Below are 21,795 nucleotides of genomic sequence, written 5' to 3' on the forward strand. Positions count from 1 at the left end.
AAGTGTTTTATTCACGAATATAATATGATTTCGTGAAAGATGTCATAAGATGATACTAATATCTATGCTATTTGTCAATAAAGAACCCGTTTCTATGCAGATATTCTGAAACGGTTAGTGTTCCAATCCCTATCTGCTCACACAACAAAGGAAGTTTCTTGAACAACTTACCGTCATTCTGCTGCCTTGTTTCCTCCGTCATTACTTGCATCTCTTCCAGATGGATAGCGTCCGAGTGTCGTACATTCAGTGCATAAATGATAATCTTAGCATCACCTGTTTTAAGGTATTCTTCCTTTTGCTCTATGTATTCTTCTTCAGTCAGTTCCTGCTTCTTCAGTCTTACACAGAAATTGTTGTCTATCATGTTGCTGAATCTCTCTGGGGCACATGGAAATAGATCCTTTGTCGGAATGACCAATTTCTTGTCTTTGAGGAAAGGCATCTTTTCAACTGCAATTCCTTTGGAGGTGCGTTTTGATTCATCCAGAATCACATCAAGTAGCATCAAATCCTTGCGGGAGAACGCCTCTTCCAGGAATGAGTACAACTGTCCGTCCTTATCCAAGGGAAGATAATTCTTGGCAATCATCACCAATGAGCATGTATCAACAACTATCGCCATAACTCCCTCTCAAAATTTGCTGGTTTGACATTGAGTCTCGAACAGAAAGTGGTCTCGTTGACCACTCCATTGAAATAGGCATATTGCATGGTTTTCAAGAATAGCGGAGAAATGATGGGCTTTGGTGTTCGCCCGCCTCTCTTCTCAGAGTTTTTCAACTTTTCCTGTTCCTCTCTTCTTCTGTATTCCTCTGCCAATTCACTCTTGACATTGCTGTAGCTCGAATAGCTGATTTTCCTGTCGATATACATCCTTGTATATAAGGCAAGACGGCTAATGTGCGTCCGTGCACTGATAGCCTTGAAGAGGTCAATGCAGTAGTCGTTACGGGAATCTACACATGCTATGTTAGCAAGTGTTTCTGCTTCTTGTCCCATAATGAACTGATATGCAAAATCATTGCACCATCTTTCGACATCACTGTATGAAGTCTGTGCCGAGATGTCCATCATGTCCACCGACTCCACTTCTTCAATCCCCAATAGACAATGCCCCAATTCATGCGCCAGAGTGAATATTTCTCGCTTGTAATGCTTATGATGCTTAAGCACTATCACATTGGGCTTAAGGTAAAAACCGTCAATGTTGGTTTTCTCTTTCTTGTTCCATGTCTCTATGTATTCAAAGACAAAAATGCCATGATCGGCGATTTTTTCTATCATCTTCACAAGAAACTGCCTATGATTGACAGTTTCCCCGGGATAAAAAAAATCTCTTGCACGTACGGCTACTGTCTTAGGGTCATCTTGTAGGGTGTAGTGTTCTATGTCAAACTTCACATCCAGTTGCGACAGTTTGTTGTATGCATCCAAAGCGTTTTTCAGACTCTCGAATCGGTTTACAGTACGGATCGACTCCAAGTTCAGCTCTGTTCCGAATGAGGTCTTGCGGAAGAAGATACTGCTGCTTGCATTGGTTGACAACTTAGAATAGTCTTGAAAGAAACTGACTTCTTTGTCGAATATCTCACCTATACGCTTCAACACCCCCAAATCAATAGAATCTCCACTGATGTCTGCGGCTCCTGTTATCCGTTTCCTGCCTTTGTTCAGAAGAGACAACAAGTCATCCACCGACATCTTGTATAATGCCAGCAGGTATTCTAAACGTTTCTTGTTAATCTCTACTTTCATATCAGCCTCGATTGAACTATTGTTGTTTTGATGCAAATGCTTAGGCACAATTTTGCGTTGCAAAATTACACATTTTCACTTAAATGGGCGAATTTTCATGCTGAATATCACTGGAATTTATGTTTATTTTGCTAAATCGCTACATTTCGCCACCAAAAAGACACAAAAATAGGACGAATCATCGACCCGTCCTTTTGTTTTTAGCCTTTTTCGTTCTAACCACAGCCTGCAATGTTATTCATCAACTGGTTCATCACTCGCATGTCTCATTTCGTAAACTGTCCATAAGGCTAACACACATTCAATGGCTATCACGGTAATGGCCGCAGTCATGCCCCACCAGTGGGCAATAAGCATAAAGATGCCAGCCTCAATGCACAACGCAAAGAGGATGGTAACAATAAGTGATAATATTCTATTCATTCTACGGTAACTGATTTAGCAAGGTTTCTTGGCTGGTCAACATTCCTATCCTTGTTGATGGCGATGTAATAGGCCAGCAACTGCAATGGGACGGAAACAACGAGAGGTGTAAGGCATTCGGGTACGTCGGGCACTTCAAGGCAATGGTCGGCGATGTCCTTCATTGCGTCATTGCCCTTGGTAATGATGGCGACAACCGTACCGCCACGCGCCTTCACCTGCCTTACATTACTGATTATCTTGTCATACAGCGAGTCCGTTGGAGCAATGACCACCGTGGGCATCTCGCTATCTACAAGTGCAATCGGTCCATGCTTCATTTCCGCAGCAGGATAACCCTCCGCATGGATATAGGATATTTCTTTCAGCTTCAACGCACCTTCAAGGGCGGTGGGGTAGTTGTACCCACGACCGAGATAAAGGAGTTGCGGGCATAGGTGTATATCTTCGACAAGTTCTTGATTTTGTCAGCAAGTCCCAACACATCTTTTATATACCTTAATTCCGCAACACTATTATAAATATAACTTTTTAAGTACCTGAGCAACAAAAAGTTGCTCAGGATTTTGTCATGTCAGATTTTTCACCTATCTTAGTGTTGCAAATCAAAATATGTATCAAACCCGACAGACATGGCAAAGAAAGCAATAAAATCTGAGAAACTCACTCCTTTTGGAGGAATATTTGCAATGATGGAGCAATTTGACTCCACATTGTCATATGTAATTGACACAACCCTCGGTCTAAGATGCAGGCTGTATGGTTATCAATACAGCGAAATCATCCGTTCTCTCATGAGCATCTACTTCTGTGGCGGCTCATGTATTGAGGATGTCACAACTCATTTGATGCCCCATCTCTCGCTTCATCCGACACTTCGTACCTGCAGCTCTGACACTATCCTCAGAGCGATAAAGGAACTGACGCAGGAGAACATTTCATACACGTCAGATACGGGTAAGAACTACGATTTCAATACGGCTGACACCCTCAATACCTTACTGCTCAATTGTATGTGTGCAGCTGGTCAGCTGAAAGAGGGTGAGATGTATGATGTTGATTTCGACCACCAGTTCATAGAAACAGAGAAATATGATGCAAAGCATACATACAAGAAGTTCCTTGGTTATCGACCAGGTGTGGCGGTTATTGGAGATTTGATTGTCGGCATTGAGAACAGCGACGGCAACACAAACGTCCGTTTCCATCAGAAGGACACGCTGAAGAGATTCTTCGAAAGGTTTGAACAGAACAATCTTGTTATCAATCGTTTCAGAGCTGATTGCGGCTCGTGCTCTGAAGAGATCGTGGAAGAGGTTGCCACCCACTGCAAGACCTTCTATATCCGTGCCAACCGCTGTAGTTCGCTCTACAATGACCTCTTCGCTCTCAGAGGCTGGAAGAGGGGAGAAATCAACGGCATTGAGTTTGAGCTGAATTCCATTCTTGTAGAGAAGTGGAAAGGCAAGACATACCGGCTTGTGATTCAAAGGCGGAAACGGATGGACGGTGAGCTTGACCTCTGGGAAGGAGAATACACATACCGCTGCATCCTGACCAACGACTACGAGCCTTCCGTAAGAGAGATTGTCGAGTTCTATAACCTCCGCGGAGGAAAGGAGCGCATCTTCGATGACATGAACAATGGTTTCGGATGGTCCAGATTGCCCAAATCCTTCATGGCAGAGAACACAGTGTTCCTTCTTCTTACAGCACTTATCCGTAACTTCTACAAGGTCATTATCCAAAGACTTGACGTAAAGAGGTTCGGACCCAATAAAACAAGTCGCATAAAAGCGTTTGTCTTCAGATTTGTCTCTGTACCAGCCAAATGGATCAGAACATCAAGGTGGTATGTGCTGAATATCTATACCTGTAATAATGCTTACGCAGATGTATTCCAGACTGATTTTGGATGACGACTACAACTTATGGGTATGATACTGCGTATTGTCTCAAGTCGCATTGTGGGGTAAGGGGGTATTGTAGGCAGAAGTGGGTATTTCAGCCTCAATTTATCTAATAATTCAGTAATGAGAGAACGTGTACACGTAAATAGGACGATGAAGGACTTAGTTGCGGATTTGAGGCTTATGAAAAGCGTATTGCTTTCTCAATACATGCCGTTCCTCTTCGCTCAGCGACAGGAAATAGGCTTTCCATCCCGGACAGAAATTGATGTGCCATCGCCAAAAACGACCCAACAATGACTTGGGTGAACGGTCGTATCGCCGCCTCAGTGGGCACTGCTGACAGTTATGTTTCTTTTCCAATACTTTATCTATTTATCTTTCGTAAAACTCTCGTGGCAAAAATAAGGATTATTTTCAGTGATCAAGCACACAGTTCATTAAAAAAGAGAGGATTTGCTAAGATTCAGAATAACGACGAGCCATCGACCCCAACGGGAGTCGAACTTCAAGTAACCGCACATGATACAATGTGCGGGTCGAAGTGCCTTCCCAATCCACGACCCCAACGGAGGTCGAACCTTTCTACAGATTATATGGTTCGACCCCGTTGGGGTCGGATGTATAGGAGTCATCTGGCCATCCGCAAGTCTTTGACATTGCGGTTAACGGGGGTGAGACCCTTTTCAGGGTCTGTTTGTTTGCACACCTTCATTCTACATAAACGGCTAAATTCAAATATTAAAAGCGTTTACATATTGCAACGTATTTATCTGTTATGCTCCTATTAAATTGTTCTATATCCTTATACTTTTCAACTAAATCCTTTATCACAGGCGCATTTAAATCGACGTTTAGGGTATATTGAACAAAAGCACGTAGCATCTCATAATTATAATTTACTCAAGTTTCGGATTTAGGTTGAGAGGATAGATTTGGGCATAAAAAAGGCTTTGAGGATTTCCGTATGTCACGGAAATTTAGTAATTTAGAGGTGCCCAAACAACTAATTACAATCACTCAAAGCCATGAGCAAAATTACAAAAATTCCATCGGAGATCCGCAACTTTTTCACGGGAAAACGAATCAATCCCGCATTTTCCAAGTTTATGACCCTCCTTGAGGGGATGAGGATTTCAGACAAAGATCTCGGAGGGAAAAAACGTGAGAACTGTCAGCTTACCAACCTTCAACTTTTCCAGATCATATTGATTCTGCCGTTTATGGCCGTCCCGGGTTTTTCTCATTATGCCGGATCGTCAATCTCGAAACTGTTCGGGGGTAAGAAGGACCTACTCTATTCGTTTATGGCCAAGGACAATATAGACTAGCAACATCATCTGGCACATCGCCTGTCATCTCATCAAGGCCGTGACCATAAGGAAAGACTATCAAAAGAGCCATCTTCCGGCAGTGCTTATTGTGGATGATTCCGACCTGCCGAAGACCGGATTGAGGATGGAGTGTATTGGCAAGATATTCTCGCACGTGTTTCAGCGGTGCATTCTCGGCTACAAGCTGCTGGCCCTGTGCTGGAGCGACGGCCGCTCTCAATTTGTCGTGGACTTCTCGATTCACGGCGAGAGAGGGAAGGTCGATGGCAAGGAACAAGGTCTTACGGCCCGGCAGCGCGAGAGGCGCTACAACCGCAAGCGTGACAGAGACTGCCAGACCGAAAAACGCAAGGAAGAGTATTTCGTATCCAAGCTTGAGCGCCTGAAGAGCATGGTGAAGAGACCATTGGAGGATTGTTCGCCGATATATATGAAGGCGTACACGAGCTCACCGTCGTGGAAAAGATCTGGTCAATCATTATTGATGTAATAGCAATCGTGGCTGAGATTTTTACCATTGACGAGAACGAATTGATGGAGCAAATTATACGGGATAACCGCAGGTTCAAGGCCATGCAACTGATCGCTCAGACTGCATAAAACCTAAATCCGAAACTTGAGTAAAATACATAACTGTAATAATCTACTACTAATCTAAAATAAAGCGATTATAAGCTATCCTTTTTCCTGTGTTTGTTTTAAAGTTTTCACCTATACACTTTTTTATCTTTTCCTGTTCTTTTTCTTTATCCATAACCGTTAAATTTTCAAGCAAATCAGCTTCCCATTGTATTTGAAAATCAAGTCCATCAATTTTAGATGGAGTATGATGGTTGCCTATTATAAAGCATATTCTATCAATATTTTTGTTATAGCCTACCTTTTTTAATATTTCTTTCGCTACTGCTGGTCCTTCCTTTTCTTGATAGACACCATCAATAGAACCGTATTTTTTTTGTGCTTCAACCGCACCAATATCATGTAGTATAGCAATAATACTGATGAATTCTTTTTCTTCCTCTCCGATATTTTCTCCGTTCATTATATCTTCTGCATTTTTCAAAACTTTAAGAGTATGCTCTATGCCAAAAGGAATTTCTTTGAACACTTCTTTCATCTCTATAATAATTTTTTCTTTAAACATAAATTGCCTCCATTTATACCTTATAGGTGTTTTAGTTCTATCTATCCATTTTTTTGTTGGCCGATACAATCAGCATCATGGGACGGCGCATTTCATCCTGCATCCCCGGAATATCCATCATGTTTTCCGGCGGCTGCGGCTCCACAATCTGATTTATTATAAAACCATTTGAAAGCAGTGTATTTAGATATGTGGTCAGTGTTCTATGATATTTTGTAACCTTTTCTCCCAAAAACACAGCTGTCCGTTTGCCCTCATAATAATAATTATCCACCGGAAAATGCAGTATTTCTCCTTTTTCGTTATAATGCCAGTCTTGTGTTCCATAGGCAGTAAAAACAGGATGTTCAACCGTAAAAACTAGCTTGCCACCAGACTTCAGTATTCTATATATCTTTTTTACTAAAATCTCATAATCTGCTACATAGTGAAACGCAAGTGAACTTAATATTACATCAAAACTCTCCTCTGGGAATTCCACATCTTCTATAGCACAGCATTTATATTCAACCTGGGGAAAATGTGTTTTTTCTTTGGCTACCTCGAGCATTTTATGAGAAATATCAACACCTACAACAGAAGAAGCACCGTGTTCCATCGCATAAATACAGTGCCATCCATAGCCGCATCCTAAATCAAGCACACGCTTATCTTTAAAATCCGGCAGCAGCTTTCTCAATGTTTCCCATTCTCCTGCACCGGCTAGTCCCTGCTGTGAGCGACTCATTTGACTGTATTTTTGAAAAAATATATTATCATCATATTTGTTTTCTTTCATCTGAATTCCCCTCGTTTAAAAAGTTATTTATCTCCGTTGCAATTTTTTTCACTTCTTTATATAGCTTCTCGGTCATATCGTAGCATTCAAAAAGTGAAAGACCAAGTACTTCAAAAATATGATTTACCCTTTCGGCATATTTTTTAGGTTTATATTCAAAAGTTTCAAGCAGTTTTATAGCTTTCTTTTCGTTAATGCAATAAGCATTATTGCATGCAAATAGTACTTGATTTAAGCATGAAATAATACGAAAAACATGGCCTGCAATATAATATTTATCCTCTGCTCCCGCATTTGCTTTTACAAACATTAAAGAGAATTCTGCTTCAAATAAGAAAAAGTTTATCAAGCTCTTCTTTAGAGCACCAGGGTAAATTTCCGCCTGATTTTTTAATTCGCAAAAGCTTTCATTTTTAGCATATTGTATCTTGCTGATAGCCAATTCTCCACGATACATAGCACTTATATAACCATGGGGATGCCCGGTCTGATAATTTGCAGTAACAATTCCTTGCTCCGTATCCTTGATTATTTGTTCCACCCGTTTTATATCACGTAAAATCAGATCAACATGATACCCGTTAATAACTAACCATCCGCCTCCATTGACCCAATCACCCCACGCTCCGGGAGGTACAACAAGGTTGTTTCTATTCTCATCATCCAACTCTGTAGCAATTTGGTTAATCGCTGTCAGGTCAAATGATTCTGAATTGTAATAGATTCCGATATCTATATCAGAATCCTCTGTATGGGTGCCTCTTGCACGTGAGCCCCCTAATACAATGCCTTCTATGCAAGGCAAAGAAGATAATTTCTCTGTTACTATTTGAATTACATTATCTACCATACGAACACACTCCTTTTATCGATTAAAGACAAAATACTTTCTTTCCGTAGTTCTTCGGGAAGTAATCCTTCCCGATCTGCCAAACATACTGGTCGATTTGCTTCAAGCTAAATTTATCCAAGCCATAGAAGGCACGGAAATCAATCAGTATATAAGTCTGAGCTGCTTCTTTCATAACCTCATTTGCAAATACAACCTTAATCCCGGGTCGTTCAAAGCCTACATCCATGCCACCGGCTTCGGTAAACAGGGAAACGGCTATAAGTTTTTTACTCATTTTCAGACTTCTCCTCATCGTGGATTTTAAATATTAAGCAATGCTCTTTTGAGTCCAAATAAATATCAAACTTTGTTTTTCCTTTTACGACCCCTAAATTGGAGATTACCGACTTCGGCAAGCGAACTCGCATGTCCTGCTGCAAAAGATAGGTGTCTAAGTATATTCTCTCATCCATATCCCATTCTCCTTCTAGTGATTGACTAATTTTACCCTATTTTTAGTCTAAGGTCAATCGGTTTGCTACTCTGGACAGTATAATAATATCAAGCCATCTGTACCAAAAAACGGACTTTAACCTGACAATAGTCCTATTGTCTCAATCGTCAAAAAAGTAATTTCTTGTCTCAACCTATCAAAAGGCAGACTATGACGCTATTGTCAAAACACGAAAAAAGGGTTCCCAGGAGACTGCCAAAATCGGCAAATCTCTCGGAATCCCTTATTTTAAGCCTATTTCTGTACTTTTTTACTTGTTCCGTGACAGTAGACATACCGTCTCCACATGGCTCGAGAGGACAGAATGAATGTCATTTGAGCGTATCCGTTCTCGGAAACATATCCACTACGTTTTTGGCACTATCGGTAGGCGGGAACATATCCAATCTCTCTCTGGAATGTATACCATACTTTTAAAAGGCAGAATAGCATTTTAACTTATGCTACCCTACCTATAACTAAACATTTACAGTTGCATGTGGCCTATTGTTTTTAGCCGTTAAATATTTTATAACTATTAAATAGCGATACAAATTGTTCGAAACTAATATTGTTTATATCATATATTCTCGCATATTTTAAAGCTTTATTAAATTGATTTTTTGTAAACAGTTTTTCATACTCTTTGTTAACCCATTTCATTACAAAAGTTTCATATTTTTTTCTCTCTTTAAATGCCATTTTTGCTGGCTTTCTTTTTAATACAATTAATGCGCTATCCACTTTAGGTTTTGGATGGAAATAATACCTGGGAATTTTTGCTAATATAGAAATATCTACCTCTGCCATTAACAGCAATGCTAGTGATCTGTTTGTATCTAATAACATTTTAGCAAAACCATATTCCACTATTAAATAACTTATTGTGGCTGAACTTTCAAAAACAATTTTTCGAATTATATTTGTGCTTATGTTGTAAGGTATGTTGCCAAATATTTTATATGGATTGTGGCTAGGAAATGTAAATTTTAGTATATCATCATTTACTATTTGATAGTTAGGATAATTTAAGAGCTTATTACGAGTTACCTCACATAATTTAGAATCAATTTCTATCGCCGTAACAAAATTACATCTCTTTACCAATTCAGCAGTAAAATGACCTTTCCCTGCACCTATTTCAAAGATGTTATCTTTTTCATCTAAACTTATGCAATTCATTATTTTTTCTATGTGATATTTTGAAGTAATAAAATTTTGACTATCTTTTATATTTACTTTGTTCATTATAACCCCTCCTTAATTTATTTCATCTCTTTTCGAATATTTATTCATTAATTCCTCTAACCCTGCTTCGGATGTTAGAGTCATCTATTCTCATCTTTCTGAGTCCACCCCCTGCAAAGCCCCTCTTTACGACATAAAAATTCGGTCGGAAAAGGTATGCAAAAGATGTTTCTCTCTTTAAGAGAAATATCGTTTTGCTAAACAGTTGATATTGAGGTATCATTTTATCGTAAAAGACATATTTGCTCAACAATTGCTTGACGGAAATCAACAAATTTTAGCATTTTTGTAAAAAAGTCGCTATATAATTTGGTGAATTGGAGTTATTTTCATATTTTTGCATCCCGAAGAGTTTCTCTTAAAGAGAGAAACACCTTTTTGCTCAACAATCCCCGACTTTTTTATTATAGTTGCGGTATCACACCGCAATACAATAGTTATAAATATTGAAATAAAGGTGCAGTGAGACGCTGCACCTCCTAAAGAGAATTGATGATGAGATTGTTGGCGTTGTCAACGACAGAGGTGTCCAATGAGGAGAGGTATATCTGTGTGGTTTTCTCGGAGTCATGCCCCAATGCCTCGCTGATAGTAGATACGGGCACGTTCTTGCTCTTGGCTATGCTTGCCCAGGAGTGGCGGGCTACGTAGGTGGTCAGGGGTACGGACAGGCCTATCATTTCTCCGATTTTCTTCAACTGCTTGGTGATACGGCTATAGGCATTCTTGTACTGTCTCCAGAATATGGCTCCCTCTCCTTTTGCTATAGGGAGCAGGTAGGGAGAATCATCTGTTTTGTACTTCGCCACTATCTCCTGCATGGCAGGTTCCCATTTGATGTGCAACTGTTGTGAGGTCTTCTGACGGCGGTAAATGAGCGTACTGCCATGCAGATTGCTTGGTGTAAGTTGTGCCATATCGATGAACGACATCCCACGGGTATAGAAACTGAACAGGAACATATCCCTTGCAAGCTCCAAACGGGGGTTCAGACTCAAGTCCAGCTCTTTCAGTTGCTTGATGATTTCCAAGGGGAGTGCCCGCTTGACGGTCTTGTCGATGCCGGTATATACATGCTTGAACGGTGAGGAAGAGATGACCAGTCCGTCATCTACGGCATGATTGTAGATGGTGCGCAGGTTGCGGATGTAGAAAGAGGTGGTGTTGCGGCACAGTCCGCTGTCTTTCAGCCACTGTTCATAGCCTTGTATCGTTGTCCCATCGACTTCCTCCAATGGCACATCGCCTCCTTTCAGGTAACGCTGGAGGCTGTTGAGGGTGGTTTTGTACCTTGCTACCATCCGCTTCTTGCCGATGCGTCTCAGTTTTTCGTTCAACTCCAGCGTATAGCCGATAATGCCATGTAATTCTTTTCCCTCATGGAAGTTGTCAACGACGGTGTCTGCTGTATATGACTGCCCTTCCTTGTCCAACCGTGCAATGACCAACAGCAGTTTCTTCCTGTCAGCATCCAATGTATCTTTCAAGGAAAGAAGATAGGCTTGACGTTGTGGAGTGACGGAAGTTGGCAAAATGATGTTTGAATGGTCCGCATCCCACTCTGAGGAATAGATTCTGTACTCTGTATGGATCTGACGTGCCACACGATTGTGTATCACCTGATAATACAGGCGACCCTCTTTCTCTTGAACAGATGATGTTCTGAACTTTAATTTGATGGATGCCATAATGCTCTGACTTTAACATTGAAATTGCAATTATTACCTTTATATATAATATAAGTGACAGACAAACAGGTATAGGAGGGATGGTGCCTCACCGCTCGGCATACAACAGCTGATATTCCACCCACCTCCGTTTCCTAATGGATGCCACTGCTTTTCCCCTCCATTTGCAATAGCTCAGATAGAGTGGCAGGATGTCCCTGTCGCCACGTTCCAATCGGGTGAGCAGGGACGCTTTCGGGTATCGTCCATTGCCTAACAACTTGGCTGGTCCAATCTGGTACGAGAGGGTGGCAAGCAGATAAGCATCCCTGCCATAACGGGCATATAGGCGCAGGTGCCGGAGGAGGTCTGTCCGTAACAGCAAATCTGCACGCTGACGTGTCAGTGTTTTCGGGAAACGCTCTCCCTTCTGTAGCTGGTGACCATAGCCCACATAGCCCGGTGTGGTCTTTGGGTCGTGCCAACCCTCGAAGTGTTTGGTAATGGCTACCATCCGTTCAAACAGTGCCCTGTCAATGGTTTGGCTTTGACAGGGCACGCTACAGATGGCCAACATGCTCAATAGTACGATGATGTATCTTCTCATTACATTATTTTATATAGGAGGTGCGATGTCTCACCGCACTCTAATCAATATCACTACATCATAGTGCGGAACTGCTGAATCTCTTTAATCATGGCTTTCACGTCCTCCCCAACCTGAACGAAGTTCTTGTAGAGGATGCGCTCTCGCTCTTCTTTCGACTTGAACTTATAGAACTTAGGGAGAGGGACATACTCCGATTCCTCCTTCTTTATTTCCGTCATATCGAAGTCGGTCTTGCAGTAGAACTTGGATGTCTTGAACTCCTCGCTCTCCTGGATGTTCATGCTTCCGTTCATCCCGGTCTTGGTGACTACGAAGTCACGGGCGGTCTGTCCACATATCCAACCTGTGGGCATATCGGAGATTTTGCTTGCAGGCACCAGGCTGTCCATATTCTCATTGAGGTTGATGGAGGTCTTGTCACGGTCGATGGTCACGCCCTTTTTGAGTTGCACTACTTTACCGAAGATGTCACTCGACAGCCATTCGAGGGTTTCCTTGGCTCTTGCCGAACCGCTCACCACATTGCCCACGGTGGTGATGATTTTCTGCATACCCACCTTGCCATAATCGGCTTCCAACTGCGGAAGTTCCTGAAAGCCAAGTGCCACGCTCACCTTGTTGCTTCGGGCTGTGCCTATCAGTCGGTCTATCTTGTGGAAATACAAGGTCGGCAACTCATCGACGATGATGCTGACAGGAACGTTCTTGCCCTGTCCTGTATTCACCCTCGTTACAAGGCGGTTGAGAATCAAGGCATTCAGTGCACCGATGATGCTCTCCATCTCGGGGTCGTTGGCAATGAGCAGATAACTTGGATTCTTCGGGTCACTGACCTTCAGGTCGAAGTCATCGCCGTCCTTGTGGAATATCCAGTAAGATTCCTTGGTGGCGAGACGGGAGGTATAGACACGTAGCGTGCCAATCATACCTTCCAACTGCTCCATGGCTTTGTTGGCAAAGGCAGTCTGGAACGGGCCAAGCAAGGGGGCTACCTCGTTGTCGGTCTGAAGTACCTCGAAGATGGTCTGATAACTCTCATTGAGGAACGATAGGATATGTGGCATGTCGCTGTACTTGCCCAACCAATAAGCGGGCTGCACCTCCGCGCCCGAATGGTCGAACACCCGTCCTGTGGGTATCAGCCTTTTCGTCTTTGGGTCTTCACGCCGCTCGGCAATCAGCATCTTTCCGTCCTTGTCGTAGGGCTCCTTGCCGTAGTTGCAGAAGAAATAGATGCAGGCGGCAAGGAAGTTGACGGCAGAGGTCTGGAAGAACTGGTCGCTGCCACCGCCGCCTTCCTTCTTGCCTTTTTGCAGGGATTCAAGCAGGGTCTCGGCGGTCTCGCTCGCTGCGGCAAGGTTGTTGATGTACTTCAACTGGATGGGGTTCACACGGCGCGAATACTCCACATCCACAAAGTTGATGATGTTGAACTTCATGCCATGGGGCATCTTGCTGTCCTTGGCATTCTTGTTCTTCAAGTAATGATAGTAGAGTTTGGTGGCGAGAGTGGGAAACTTATAGTCGTACACCACCATGGCAAAGCCCTTCTCGCTGTGCTGCCTGATAAACGGCTCGATGATGGAGAAGGTCTTACCAGAACCAGGAGTACCCACAACCCATGTGCCACGGAACGGATTGACGATGTTCACCCATCCCTTGCGGAACTTGCCCTTGTAATAATAGCGCATAGGGATGTTCACGCTGTACTTGTTCTCCTGCAACTCCCTGCATTGCTCAAAGCTCTCATTCTCGAAGTTGAAGCGGTCTTTCAGCAGCCCTTCCTTCAGGAACTTAGAGATATTGTCGAGGGCGATATGCACCAATACGACACCGACGATGGAAGTGAGCATATAGAGCCAAGTGTTCAAACGGAGGGTATAGAAACAGGGCATTATCGAATGACCGAACAGCCATACGGACTGCACAATCAGCAGCACTCCCGACAGCAGCGGATAGAGCACCTGCCTGCGAGCGTCAAACTCCAGATGCTTCTTGTTGCGCGTTCCCACACAGGTGATACATATCAGCAGGAACGTAGCCACCTTGCTATACACGAGGTTGCCGTCATGGTAAATCATCCACCGCTTGATGCGAGTGTGGATATCCGTCACTACGCCGCCCAAGAAGTCCAACTGCTCCGGCTCCAGTGCGTAGGCGAAGAACTCCATCAGGATGGAGACATAAATCACCGCCCTGAATATCTTGTAAAAACCCTGTAACTCTTTGCTTTCTTCCATTTACTTTACGATGATGTTGGGTGATAATGAGAAAAGATGAAGGATGCCACGGTGGACACCCTCCAATCCTCTTATGAGTTTTATTCGTAGCCGTTGATGGTCTTCTCAGACTCTACTGTCCACGGAGAAATAGTTGCAGATATGACCTCCAAGGTGTTGCGTACAGGCTTCAATGAATAGCTGTAGGAATGACCCGCTTTCCACGTGTCGTTTGTGAGGAATACGAAGTTCTCCCCATTGCTGAGTTGCAATGTCATGTCTGGCATAACCTGTGCAGGAACATAAAGCGTATATTCCATGTGGTCACTTTGTGGGTCGCCGAAATAATAGGTCGTCACCGACTCGTCACTGCATTCTACCTTTCCGGTCTTGATGTTGAAAGTACCGCTGTCAAAATAACCGACGAACGTGAGTAGGCTTCCTGCAAAATCATTGGTGGTGAAACCGTATTCTGGTGAGGTATAGACCTTGATGATGACACGCACCATCTGATGGGTGAAGTTCAATGTAAGGCTCGGATTGGCGTATGATGCCGCTCCACTGGCAAACAGAAAATCATTGACCTTCTGCTCACTCTGTACAGCTGCCTCCGGCACTTGGAACTCTATGAGGTCGTTGGTAGGATTTGCCGTATAGGGATAGTAGGCATTGAAGGTGTGAGTGTCTGTGTCCGTGAAAAACACCTTGTTGGCTGACACAAACTGATTCGTGCCGCCGCTTCGGGTGAACTTCATATTGTTGATCATCCCTGTGGAAGAGATGCCAATCATATCATTGAGTTCCCACTGGTTGTCAACGGCTCGTGTGGAAACGGCAGGTTGCAGCATCTCCAGATTGGTGAATACCTGAAGCTGCTTGGTTGATGTGCTGTCGGTCACGACCACAGAACCTCCGCCACCGGGCAGGTAAATCTCATTGACGATGTCTTGGTCACAGGACGTGAGGAGCATGGCTCCAAGTCCCAACATTAGAAACAAATTCTTTTTCATGCTTTTTCTTTTTTAATTGTTGTACTTTGATGATGATACGGGTGATACTCGATGTCTGTATATGGGCTAATCCATAATCGTGATGATGGGTCTCGCCTTATGCGGCTGCCACTTGGGAGTCTCCTGTATGGCACCGCTTCCCAGTGAGTAAAGCCATGCCTTGGCGGTCGCTTGTCCTTCTACCTCCGTTGAAGTCCAATACCAACAGTCATCATCCTCATCGGGGATAGGTGTGCCGCCGCATTTCAGGATGTATGGGTTGATGATGTCCTTGGCATGATAGAGCAGACGCATCTGTGCCACACTGGGGATATAGGCACTTTGCCCGTAACGCCACATGTCGAAGACACGCTCAGCCAAAGGCGACTTCACATCGGTCGTGCCATAAAGGGCAAAAGTGTTCTTGTTGCCGTCGTAGGCGGTGAGGTCACAGGATGTGTCCTGTTCCACACCGATACTGTCAGCAAAGGCTTCGGGAGCGATGTCCCACAGATAGACGGCATATCCGTTTCCCTCCATTTCTTCCCTCTGATTGACGTTGAACACCACTGCAATGGCTTGCTTGCACGATTGCTCGTAGGTTTCGTAGGGCATCACCTTGCCGTCAGTGGTCAAGATATGGGTGACCTTCATGGCTGTGTCGGGAAAGTCCTGATGCTCGTCACAGGCAGTCAGCAACACCGTTGCCGCAACTGCCAAGATTGAAAACAGTTTCTTCATACGCATAGTCATTTTACAGGAAGTTTCACACCCAGGACAATACCCGTTCTGAACAGGTCTTCACCCTTGATCATCACATCGGTCTTCACCTGCCAGAAGAGCTTCCAGCCGTGTCTGAGTGTATAGTTTTGCTCATAGCCGAGGTGGATGCCACCCAAGAACCTGTCAGTATCGCTACCTGCCGATGCTCCTATGCGCATGTTGCCATGGTGGTTGCGTCCTCTTGCCACACAGGGCTTATAGGCAAAGCCGAAACCATAACTGCGGTAGTTGTTCCAAAAACTCTCAGGACAGACATGACCGCACGATGCGCACTCGTTCCACTTGATATATCCGTTTGCAAAATACTCCCACGCATTGTGGTACTTCGTCTCATACTCGTAGGACAGCGTCACGTCCAGTCCTCGCTCATACAGGCATCCGAACCCCAAGGATATGCGGTCGCTATTCTGCTGCGCCATTGCCGGAGTCATGCTTGCCATAAAACAGATGACAACGAGTAAGGTATGCACAAGCCAATTCCTCACTCCTAATTCCTCATTCCTAATTCTCATTATTCCTCCTCCAACAGTATATGGTTAAACGAATCGGCAGACAGCACATCCTCATAGTCGATGCTGAGCGAGATGGTGCGTCCACTTATCTGTTTTTCCGACAGCTCGATGGTCAGCACCTTGTCGTTGGGGAAGGTCATCTTCTTCACCACAATCACGTTGCGATAGCCATACTTGAAGGTCTTCGCATCGTCCAACACAAGAGATGGGGTCAGTTCCACTATCTGCGCATTGGTAGCCTTGCTCTGCTTCTTGTCCGATAGTTTGATGCGCATCTCGTCGATGTCGAAGCGGATGTTGGTCTTGTTCTCCACGGAGAAGTCGATGAAGAAATATTCGCCCACGCTGTAGATGTTGTTCAGGCGCATTACCATGCGGTGCATCTTCGTCGCCACGTTGCGGTATTTGGCAGACGATGACCATATCTGACGTGCATACTTGGTCATGTCGGCAGTGGACAGGCTTACAGCGGGATTGTTGTAGGCATTGCGCTCCGAGCATTCTATTTCCTTATCGGTTACTGCCTCCTGCATCCTCGTGGTATAGAGCAGTGCATACTGCGTGCGGTAGCGTTCCGTCACGATTGTCACTATCGCCAACACCTCACCGTCGGCATACACGTTGTCCTTCGGCTTCAGGCGGATGGTGTTGTTGATGGGTTGGTCGCCCACCACCTTGTCTGTGGATATATCGACAAAGCGGATGGGTTCGGAGGCGGTGATGACGGTGGTCACTTGGTCGTTGACCGTCAGCTGCTCCATCTCCATGTAGGTGGTCTGCGCCTTGGCTGAAAGCACGCTCAGCGAAAGCAATGCACAGACATTCATTTTCTGAAAACAATTCATATTAGTTGATTTTTTGATGTTTATACTCTATGAGCCACCGTTCCCGACAATTCCGTTGTCGGGCAGTGTCTATTTCCTTTTCTCTTTCCCATTTACAAGGTAAACAAACGTCCCATACTTCAGCTTCACTTTGTTCTTCTTGATAGCCTTGCTGATGGCATTGCTTGTCTTCTGGTAGGCATTGGTCACGGCTTGCATTCCCCATTGCGAGAAACTGTTGTTCGCTCCACTCTGGTCGATGTTCATGTTGCTCTGCATAGCACCGCTCGCCACATCTTTCGTGGTCTCACGGAACTGGCTGCCGGGGACATACAGTCCCTCCAGTCCGTCCGTGTCATAAAGCGAAAGCGAAACCTTTATCAGCTCGTCATCCACAAGGATGGAGTTGATGCTACCCTTCACTCGCTGCGAACCGAAACCGCTCATGGTGGCATAGAGGTACGACCCTTTCTTCACCACGGTCTCACCAATCTCAATATCGTCCAACAGTCTCAGCCGCACCCTCGACCCGTCCGTAGCCTTCACGTCCTCGTCAATGATGGCCTTGATGAGCTTTGGCTCATGCTCGTTCTGCGTCAGGGTGTTGAAATAGTCCGAAGTCACCTTCATCTTCTTCACCACCTCCTGTGCCTTGTCCTCCTCGTCCAGTGCCTTCACCGCCTTGCTGTCCTCGGCAATCTGACCTTTCACCTCAATCTGCTCCTTGGGAGGCCCAGCCTGTGTGGTATCCTGGGCCACGGGGGCAACTGCCGCCTGTCCTCTCAGCCTCGCTTCGGCGAGTGCCTTGTTGAGTGCTTCGAGTGCTTCCGCTTCTCGCGCCTTGGCATCGGCCACTTCGGCTGCATCGTCCTTCTCTTCTGCCTGACGGACGAGTTCCGCAAGGTCTTCTTCTGTGTACTTGGATTCATACGCTTCTTTCTCTTCTTCGTTGTCACGCTCAATGTTATCAACAGCCGAATAGTCTGCTATGCGACCATACGACTTCGCCATGTTCTCATACTTGCCACCGATGCCGTCACCATTCTTAATCTGCGCTCCGGGCAGGTTGGGGTTCAGAAACTCGGTGGTCTGCAGGTTCTTGTCCTGCGTTTCCGCCACCTCCGTATTGAACATGTCAAAGACAAAATAGCCTGTGGCAATCAACGGGATGTACACGATGGCTGGCAGCATGTACTTCGGCTGACGGAAGTTTATCTTATCTGTTATTCTCATCGCTGTCTGATTTTGATGTTACTGACTTGTCTCGATTCTCCTCGTTGGTTCGATGCGTCACGGGAGGAGTGATGCAATGGGCTGCATTCATCATCTGCTTCATGCGCCCTTCCTGCCGCTCGATGGCACTTGCAGCCTCCGTCCGATGACCGTAATACCGCACCATCCTGTAGATGTTGATGCCGAAGCACGTGGCGACAAAGCCGAAGACGATGACGAGAAACAGCGTCTTGTGGGCATTGGCAAAGCCTTGCACCTTAGCCGCCGCACGGTCTATCCTCGCGGTCTTGGCAAACTTGCGCCCTGCCGCCACCTCCTTCTCATACCGCTTCTTGTACTTGGGGTCGTTCTTGTCGGGCATATCCTCGCCCACAAGCATCCGTCTGATTCCTTTTACACTCATACCGCTAGGATATTAGAAGTTTGACTTCGACTTCTGCTCAATATCCTTGTTGAGCAAGGTTCTCCAGTTCGTGATGAGCAGTCCATGAGGATTGTTCTCCGTCCTCGGCACGCGCTTCACCTGTCCCGCCGTCACCAATTCACGCATCAGAATATTGCTCCTTCGCTCTATCCTTTGCCTACCGTAGTAGGTGAACTCCATCTTCTCCTTGTTGAACTTGATGCTGTCGCAAAAGATGCTGAACACGGCACTCGTACCCATGATATTGTTGTAAAAGCCCTTTTCCTTCAGCGTATTGTACTGCGCCAAACCAGTTTCATCGACCAAATACATCGCCTTCTCCATCGAATAGCGGATGTACTTGTCATCGGGAGCAAGCGTAAAGAAGTAATGGTGGAACATCTCGATATGGCTCTTTGCCTCCACATCCAGCGTTTCCTCCATCGTGGTGCGGTTCACCAGTATGGGCACGTTGCCGTCCAATACATACACCTTTTGCTGCGCGTCCGTCACCATGCAGCGCGCCGTCCAGATGCTCGACACCGAGATGATGATGCAGCCCATGAGGAACGCAGAGCAGATGATGCCCACCAGCTTGATTTTGTTTTCTAAGTTCTTGATTACCATACGTTACTGCTTGTTTGAGGTCTGATTTCTCTTCATTCTCACATATTCACGGTGCAGGATGGTGTATATGTCCTTCTCAACTTCTTCCACCAGTTTGGCGTAATACTTGATGCAAGCCTCTACGTAGATGCCTTCGTATTTCAGTTGGATCCACACCCACCAGATGTCACGTTCACGTCTCCGTCGATTTCTGTAGATTTTGGCACGATGCAAGCGATAACTCAGGTAATCTACCATAGGCACTACATACTCGTCGTTATCCTCAAAGCCTTCTGCCATCTCCTCATACTGTGGGTCGATGTAGTTGTTTTCGGAATTGAAAAACTCTTCCTTTGCACGCTTGTTGGCAAACGCCATGAATTTCTCATCTTTGAGCCAACGCTCAATTTCATTTTTTGCTTTCATTTTTCTTGATGGTTACTTTTATTTGTTTCAATAGGAGGTGCGGTGACTCACCGCACACTCACATGTTATCTCATCACGGTCGCCATGGTTCCCGTAGCCGTCATCTTGGCTTGTTGTGCCACGCCCTCGCCGAAGTTTCGGGTTGAGAAGGCGGTGTCGCCCTCTGGTATCATCCATGCCGCAAGGTCGGGCACGAGGTTCAGGCATTTCAACGCCACGATGCTCGCTGCCATCAGATAGCCTGCCGAGAAGAACGAGTTTTGCAGATAGGCTGCCATCGTCTGCTCACTGGCGGTGATGGCCGTCAGGTTCTCTACCTGTATGCAGAGCACAATATCAAACAGCAACAGGACGTAGAAACCGACGAAGTAGAGCATGGCTCCGTAGAAATGAACTGTCAAATAACGGGTTAGCCACTTCGCCCACGCTCCTTCCCACTTGGGCAGCAACGAAAATGCCCATTGTATTGGACCGAATATAGTGAGCATTCCGAGCAATATCTGCTGACAGTATATCGTCGCCCACCAACCGATGCGGAACACGATCAGGGCTATCAGCATCACTATCTTGTCGATGCCCACCACGGCCCCTGCCGTCAGTGAGGTGAACCACAGTTTGCTGGCATCCTTCTCCATGTTGGTCACTTCGTCCACGCCCGTCTGCTCCATCGTCGCCTCTATCAGGTTGGGGTCTGATGTGCCCTTATGCGCCACGTCTGCCTGTGCCTGGAGGTCAGTGTACATCGAGTCCCTGACATATACCAACTGCTGCACCTCCTCAAACTTGTCGGAAATTTGGGTCGCCTCTGCCTCATAGAGGTCGTGGGTGTAACTGCCGATGCAATTGGGAATATAGGATAGAAAATCCAATACGCACCAGCTGCTGCCGCTGTTGGTCATGCCTGTGTCAGCAGGTGGGTACCACCAACAGAGGATGATGCTCACCACCAAGGGCTTGAACAGTTTCATCACGTCCAACGGTTCGTTCTTCACCATCATCTTGTAGGCCATGCTTGCCGCCACGATGATAGAGAACAGTGCCGCCAATGCCATACACATTTGGAGGATCCACCAGAACGGCCCTTGTGAGCCTGTGAAGGTGGCATCGGTCAGGAACTCGTTGGTCTGGAATATCACATCGTCAATCTCCTCTTCGAGGATGTTGATGCCGAAATCGCTGAGTATGTTGTCTGCCATCAGTGCCTGGTTCTATTGTTGATAATCTCTTTGATAAACTCTATGCCTTTCGGTGTCCATGACAGATAGAAGTGGTAGAAGCAGCGCATCCTGCCTGTGACATATACCGCAATGCCCTTGTCCTGAAGGTCTTCACGCAGTTTCCACATTCCATATTCCTTGGTGATGATGCCTTCCTCTTTGAGGGTCTTCACAATCTTGCCGTAGTAACTTCCGACATATTTGTGAAGCTTTGACATTGAAACTACCTCTAAATCAGATGGCATATAATGCTCATCAACGATGGGTGTCCTGCCGATAACGCTGATTCGCTTCGGCATCCTTGACATCTCCAACTGCCACTTGCCGTTTTTCCTCTTGGCGGCATAGAGACGTAACTGTATTTTTGATATTGATTCCATAGCTAT

The 21,795-nt window shown here is 45.3% G+C and carries 24 protein-coding genes and 1 pseudogene; 3 read left to right on the forward strand and 22 right to left on the reverse strand.

What is annotated here, in order from left to right:
* Positions 1-67 precede the first annotated feature (67 nt).
* The 4 genes and pseudogenes from Cop2CBH44_RS05765 to Cop2CBH44_RS05780 form a co-directional block, all read right to left on the reverse strand.
* Positions 68-625 carry a DUF4411 family protein gene (locus Cop2CBH44_RS05765; RefSeq protein WP_005816230.1) on the reverse strand — a complete coding sequence of 186 codons (558 nt, stop codon included), beginning with the start codon at positions 623-625 and terminating at the stop codon, positions 68-70.
* Positions 616-1,758 (reverse strand): ImmA/IrrE family metallo-endopeptidase, encoded by a 1,143-nt coding sequence (locus tag Cop2CBH44_RS05770; RefSeq protein WP_007897423.1) that lies wholly within the window; start codon positions 1,756-1,758, stop codon positions 616-618. The genes Cop2CBH44_RS05765 and Cop2CBH44_RS05770 overlap by 10 nt, the downstream gene beginning before the upstream one ends.
* Positions 1,759-1,992: 234 nt before the next feature.
* Positions 1,993-2,181, reverse strand: a complete 189-nt coding sequence (locus tag Cop2CBH44_RS05775) for a hypothetical protein (RefSeq protein WP_005816226.1) — start codon at positions 2,179-2,181, stop codon at positions 1,993-1,995.
* Positions 2,178-2,674 (reverse strand): annotated as a pseudogene (locus Cop2CBH44_RS05780) (SIS domain-containing protein); the annotation flags it as partial. The gene Cop2CBH44_RS05775 and the pseudogene Cop2CBH44_RS05780, both read right to left, overlap by 4 nt.
* Positions 2,675-2,813: 139 nt before the next feature.
* On the opposite strand from Cop2CBH44_RS05780, the gene Cop2CBH44_RS05785 reads away from it, so the two are divergent.
* The 3 genes from Cop2CBH44_RS05785 (at position 2,814) to Cop2CBH44_RS05795 (ending at position 5,915) form a co-directional block, all read left to right on the forward strand.
* The gene (locus Cop2CBH44_RS05785) at positions 2,814-4,100 is read left to right on the forward strand and encodes an IS1380-like element ISBaov1 family transposase (RefSeq protein WP_007664617.1); all 1,287 of its coding nucleotides are present in this window, start codon (positions 2,814-2,816) and stop codon (positions 4,098-4,100) included.
* A gap of 114 nt (positions 4,101-4,214) precedes the next feature.
* The gene (locus tag Cop2CBH44_RS05790) at positions 4,215-4,391 is read left to right on the forward strand and encodes a hypothetical protein (RefSeq protein ID WP_200756017.1); all 177 of its coding nucleotides are present in this window, start codon (positions 4,215-4,217) and stop codon (positions 4,389-4,391) included.
* A gap of 1,122 nt (positions 4,392-5,513) precedes the next feature.
* A complete protein-coding gene (locus Cop2CBH44_RS05795; RefSeq protein WP_165364460.1) occupies positions 5,514-5,915 on the forward strand; it encodes a hypothetical protein in 402 nt (133 codons plus the stop codon).
* Positions 5,916-6,074: 159 nt separating this feature from the next.
* On the opposite strand, the gene Cop2CBH44_RS05805 is transcribed toward Cop2CBH44_RS05795, so the two are convergent.
* The 18 genes from Cop2CBH44_RS05805 to Cop2CBH44_RS05890 all read right to left on the reverse strand — a co-directional run bounded on the left by Cop2CBH44_RS05805 (position 6,075) and on the right by Cop2CBH44_RS05890 (position 21,789).
* Positions 6,075-6,569: an HD domain-containing protein gene (locus Cop2CBH44_RS05805; protein ID WP_007897426.1), complete on the reverse strand. Its 495-nt coding sequence runs from the start codon at positions 6,567-6,569 to the stop codon at positions 6,075-6,077.
* Positions 6,570-6,606: 37 nt separating this feature from the next.
* On the reverse strand, positions 6,607-7,347 hold the full coding sequence (locus Cop2CBH44_RS05810) for a class I SAM-dependent methyltransferase (protein WP_005816203.1): 741 nt from the start codon (positions 7,345-7,347) through the stop codon (positions 6,607-6,609).
* A complete protein-coding gene (locus tag Cop2CBH44_RS05815; protein WP_200755704.1) occupies positions 7,328-8,197 on the reverse strand; it encodes a nucleotidyltransferase domain-containing protein in 870 nt (289 codons plus the stop codon). Before Cop2CBH44_RS05815 ends, Cop2CBH44_RS05810 begins: the two co-directional genes overlap by 20 nt.
* Before the next feature lie 22 nt (positions 8,198-8,219).
* Positions 8,220-8,492, reverse strand: a complete 273-nt coding sequence (locus tag Cop2CBH44_RS05820; RefSeq protein WP_246469182.1) for a DNA cytosine methyltransferase — start codon at positions 8,490-8,492, stop codon at positions 8,220-8,222.
* 693 nt (positions 8,493-9,185) lie between these two features.
* Positions 9,186-9,920: a 23S rRNA (adenine(2058)-N(6))-methyltransferase Erm(G) gene (gene erm(G) / locus Cop2CBH44_RS05825; RefSeq protein ID WP_118067009.1), complete on the reverse strand. Its 735-nt coding sequence runs from the start codon at positions 9,918-9,920 to the stop codon at positions 9,186-9,188.
* A 479-nt stretch (positions 9,921-10,399) separates the two neighbouring features.
* Positions 10,400-11,608 (reverse strand): putative resistance-associated DNA invertase, encoded by a 1,209-nt coding sequence (locus Cop2CBH44_RS05830; protein WP_005816149.1) that lies wholly within the window; start codon positions 11,606-11,608, stop codon positions 10,400-10,402.
* Between the two features lie 88 nt (positions 11,609-11,696).
* On the reverse strand, positions 11,697-12,194 hold the full coding sequence (locus tag Cop2CBH44_RS05835; RefSeq protein WP_005816141.1) for a lysozyme family protein: 498 nt from the start codon (positions 12,192-12,194) through the stop codon (positions 11,697-11,699).
* A gap of 53 nt (positions 12,195-12,247) precedes the next feature.
* Positions 12,248-14,437, reverse strand: coding sequence for a type IV secretory system conjugative DNA transfer family protein (locus Cop2CBH44_RS05840; RefSeq protein WP_005816140.1), 2,190 nt, complete (start codon positions 14,435-14,437; stop codon positions 12,248-12,250).
* A gap of 80 nt (positions 14,438-14,517) precedes the next feature.
* Positions 14,518-15,426 carry a fimbrillin family protein gene (locus Cop2CBH44_RS05845; RefSeq protein ID WP_005816138.1) on the reverse strand — a complete coding sequence of 303 codons (909 nt, stop codon included), beginning with the start codon at positions 15,424-15,426 and terminating at the stop codon, positions 14,518-14,520.
* A gap of 66 nt (positions 15,427-15,492) precedes the next feature.
* Positions 15,493-16,146, reverse strand: coding sequence for an Lcl C-terminal domain-containing protein (locus Cop2CBH44_RS05850; RefSeq protein ID WP_005816136.1), 654 nt, complete (start codon positions 16,144-16,146; stop codon positions 15,493-15,495).
* 8 nt (positions 16,147-16,154) lie between these two features.
* Positions 16,155-16,628 carry a hypothetical protein gene (locus Cop2CBH44_RS05855; protein ID WP_425285375.1) on the reverse strand — a complete coding sequence of 158 codons (474 nt, stop codon included), beginning with the start codon at positions 16,626-16,628 and terminating at the stop codon, positions 16,155-16,157.
* A gap of 71 nt (positions 16,629-16,699) precedes the next feature.
* Positions 16,700-17,545 carry a conjugative transposon protein TraN gene (gene traN / locus Cop2CBH44_RS05860; protein WP_005816133.1) on the reverse strand — a complete coding sequence of 282 codons (846 nt, stop codon included), beginning with the start codon at positions 17,543-17,545 and terminating at the stop codon, positions 16,700-16,702.
* Between the two features lie 69 nt (positions 17,546-17,614).
* The gene (gene traM / locus Cop2CBH44_RS05865; RefSeq protein WP_200755705.1) at positions 17,615-18,757 is read right to left on the reverse strand and encodes a conjugative transposon protein TraM; all 1,143 of its coding nucleotides are present in this window, start codon (positions 18,755-18,757) and stop codon (positions 17,615-17,617) included.
* Positions 18,741-19,160, reverse strand: a complete 420-nt coding sequence (locus Cop2CBH44_RS05870; protein ID WP_005816127.1) for a hypothetical protein — start codon at positions 19,158-19,160, stop codon at positions 18,741-18,743. Before Cop2CBH44_RS05870 ends, traM begins: the two co-directional genes overlap by 17 nt.
* Positions 19,161-19,172: 12 nt before the next feature.
* Positions 19,173-19,787 (reverse strand): conjugative transposon protein TraK, encoded by a 615-nt coding sequence (traK, locus tag Cop2CBH44_RS05875; protein ID WP_005816126.1) that lies wholly within the window; start codon positions 19,785-19,787, stop codon positions 19,173-19,175.
* Between the two features lie 3 nt (positions 19,788-19,790).
* Positions 19,791-20,192, reverse strand: a complete 402-nt coding sequence (locus tag Cop2CBH44_RS05880; protein WP_005816123.1) for a hypothetical protein — start codon at positions 20,190-20,192, stop codon at positions 19,791-19,793.
* Positions 20,193-20,257: 65 nt separating this feature from the next.
* Positions 20,258-21,388: a hypothetical protein gene (locus tag Cop2CBH44_RS05885; protein ID WP_005816122.1), complete on the reverse strand. Its 1,131-nt coding sequence runs from the start codon at positions 21,386-21,388 to the stop codon at positions 20,258-20,260.
* Entirely contained in the window at positions 21,388-21,789 is a 402-nt protein-coding gene (locus Cop2CBH44_RS05890) for a hypothetical protein (protein ID WP_005816121.1), read from the reverse strand. The genes Cop2CBH44_RS05885 and Cop2CBH44_RS05890 overlap by 1 nt, the downstream gene beginning before the upstream one ends.
* Between the last annotated feature and the right edge of the window lie 6 nt (positions 21,790-21,795).

The sequence above is a fragment of the Coprobacter secundus subsp. similis genome (assembly GCF_015097275.1).
Taxonomy (GTDB): Bacteria; Bacteroidota; Bacteroidia; order Bacteroidales; family Coprobacteraceae; genus Coprobacter; species Coprobacter secundus.

Bases quoted from the DNA above. Each gene is read 5' to 3' on its own strand.
- Cop2CBH44_RS05765 (WP_005816230.1), bottom strand. From the start codon at position 625: ATGGCGATAGTTGTTGATACATGCTCATTGGTGATGATTGCCAAGAAT.
- Cop2CBH44_RS05770 (WP_007897423.1), bottom strand. From the start codon at position 1,758: ATGAAAGTAGAGATTAACAAGAAACGTTTAGAATACCTGCTGGCATTA.
- Cop2CBH44_RS05775 (WP_005816226.1), bottom strand. From the start codon at position 2,181: ATGAATAGAATATTATCACTTATTGTTACCATCCTCTTTGCGTTGTGC.
- Cop2CBH44_RS05785 (WP_007664617.1), top strand. From the start codon at position 2,814: ATGGCAAAGAAAGCAATAAAATCTGAGAAACTCACTCCTTTTGGAGGA.
- Cop2CBH44_RS05790 (WP_200756017.1), top strand. From the start codon at position 4,215: ATGAGAGAACGTGTACACGTAAATAGGACGATGAAGGACTTAGTTGCG.
- Cop2CBH44_RS05805 (WP_007897426.1), bottom strand. From the start codon at position 6,569: ATGTTTAAAGAAAAAATTATTATAGAGATGAAAGAAGTGTTCAAAGAA.
- Cop2CBH44_RS05810 (WP_005816203.1), bottom strand. From the start codon at position 7,347: ATGAAAGAAAACAAATATGATGATAATATATTTTTTCAAAAATACAGT.
- Cop2CBH44_RS05815 (WP_200755704.1), bottom strand. From the start codon at position 8,197: ATGGTAGATAATGTAATTCAAATAGTAACAGAGAAATTATCTTCTTTG.
- Cop2CBH44_RS05820 (WP_246469182.1), bottom strand. From the start codon at position 8,492: ATGAGGAGAAGTCTGAAAATGAGTAAAAAACTTATAGCCGTTTCCCTG.
- Cop2CBH44_RS05830 (WP_005816149.1), bottom strand. From the start codon at position 11,608: ATGGCATCCATCAAATTAAAGTTCAGAACATCATCTGTTCAAGAGAAA.
- Cop2CBH44_RS05835 (WP_005816141.1), bottom strand. From the start codon at position 12,194: ATGAGAAGATACATCATCGTACTATTGAGCATGTTGGCCATCTGTAGC.
- Cop2CBH44_RS05840 (WP_005816140.1), bottom strand. From the start codon at position 14,437: ATGGAAGAAAGCAAAGAGTTACAGGGTTTTTACAAGATATTCAGGGCG.
- Cop2CBH44_RS05845 (WP_005816138.1), bottom strand. From the start codon at position 15,426: ATGAAAAAGAATTTGTTTCTAATGTTGGGACTTGGAGCCATGCTCCTC.
- Cop2CBH44_RS05850 (WP_005816136.1), bottom strand. From the start codon at position 16,146: ATGAAGAAACTGTTTTCAATCTTGGCAGTTGCGGCAACGGTGTTGCTG.
- Cop2CBH44_RS05855 (WP_425285375.1), bottom strand. From the start codon at position 16,628: ATGGCAAGCATGACTCCGGCAATGGCGCAGCAGAATAGCGACCGCATA.
- traN (WP_005816133.1), bottom strand. From the start codon at position 17,545: ATGAATTGTTTTCAGAAAATGAATGTCTGTGCATTGCTTTCGCTGAGC.
- traM (WP_200755705.1), bottom strand. From the start codon at position 18,757: ATGAGAATAACAGATAAGATAAACTTCCGTCAGCCGAAGTACATGCTG.
- Cop2CBH44_RS05870 (WP_005816127.1), bottom strand. From the start codon at position 19,160: ATGAGTGTAAAAGGAATCAGACGGATGCTTGTGGGCGAGGATATGCCC.
- traK (WP_005816126.1), bottom strand. From the start codon at position 19,787: ATGGTAATCAAGAACTTAGAAAACAAAATCAAGCTGGTGGGCATCATC.
- Cop2CBH44_RS05880 (WP_005816123.1), bottom strand. From the start codon at position 20,192: ATGAAAGCAAAAAATGAAATTGAGCGTTGGCTCAAAGATGAGAAATTC.
- Cop2CBH44_RS05885 (WP_005816122.1), bottom strand. From the start codon at position 21,388: ATGGCAGACAACATACTCAGCGATTTCGGCATCAACATCCTCGAAGAG.
- Cop2CBH44_RS05890 (WP_005816121.1), bottom strand. From the start codon at position 21,789: ATGGAATCAATATCAAAAATACAGTTACGTCTCTATGCCGCCAAGAGG.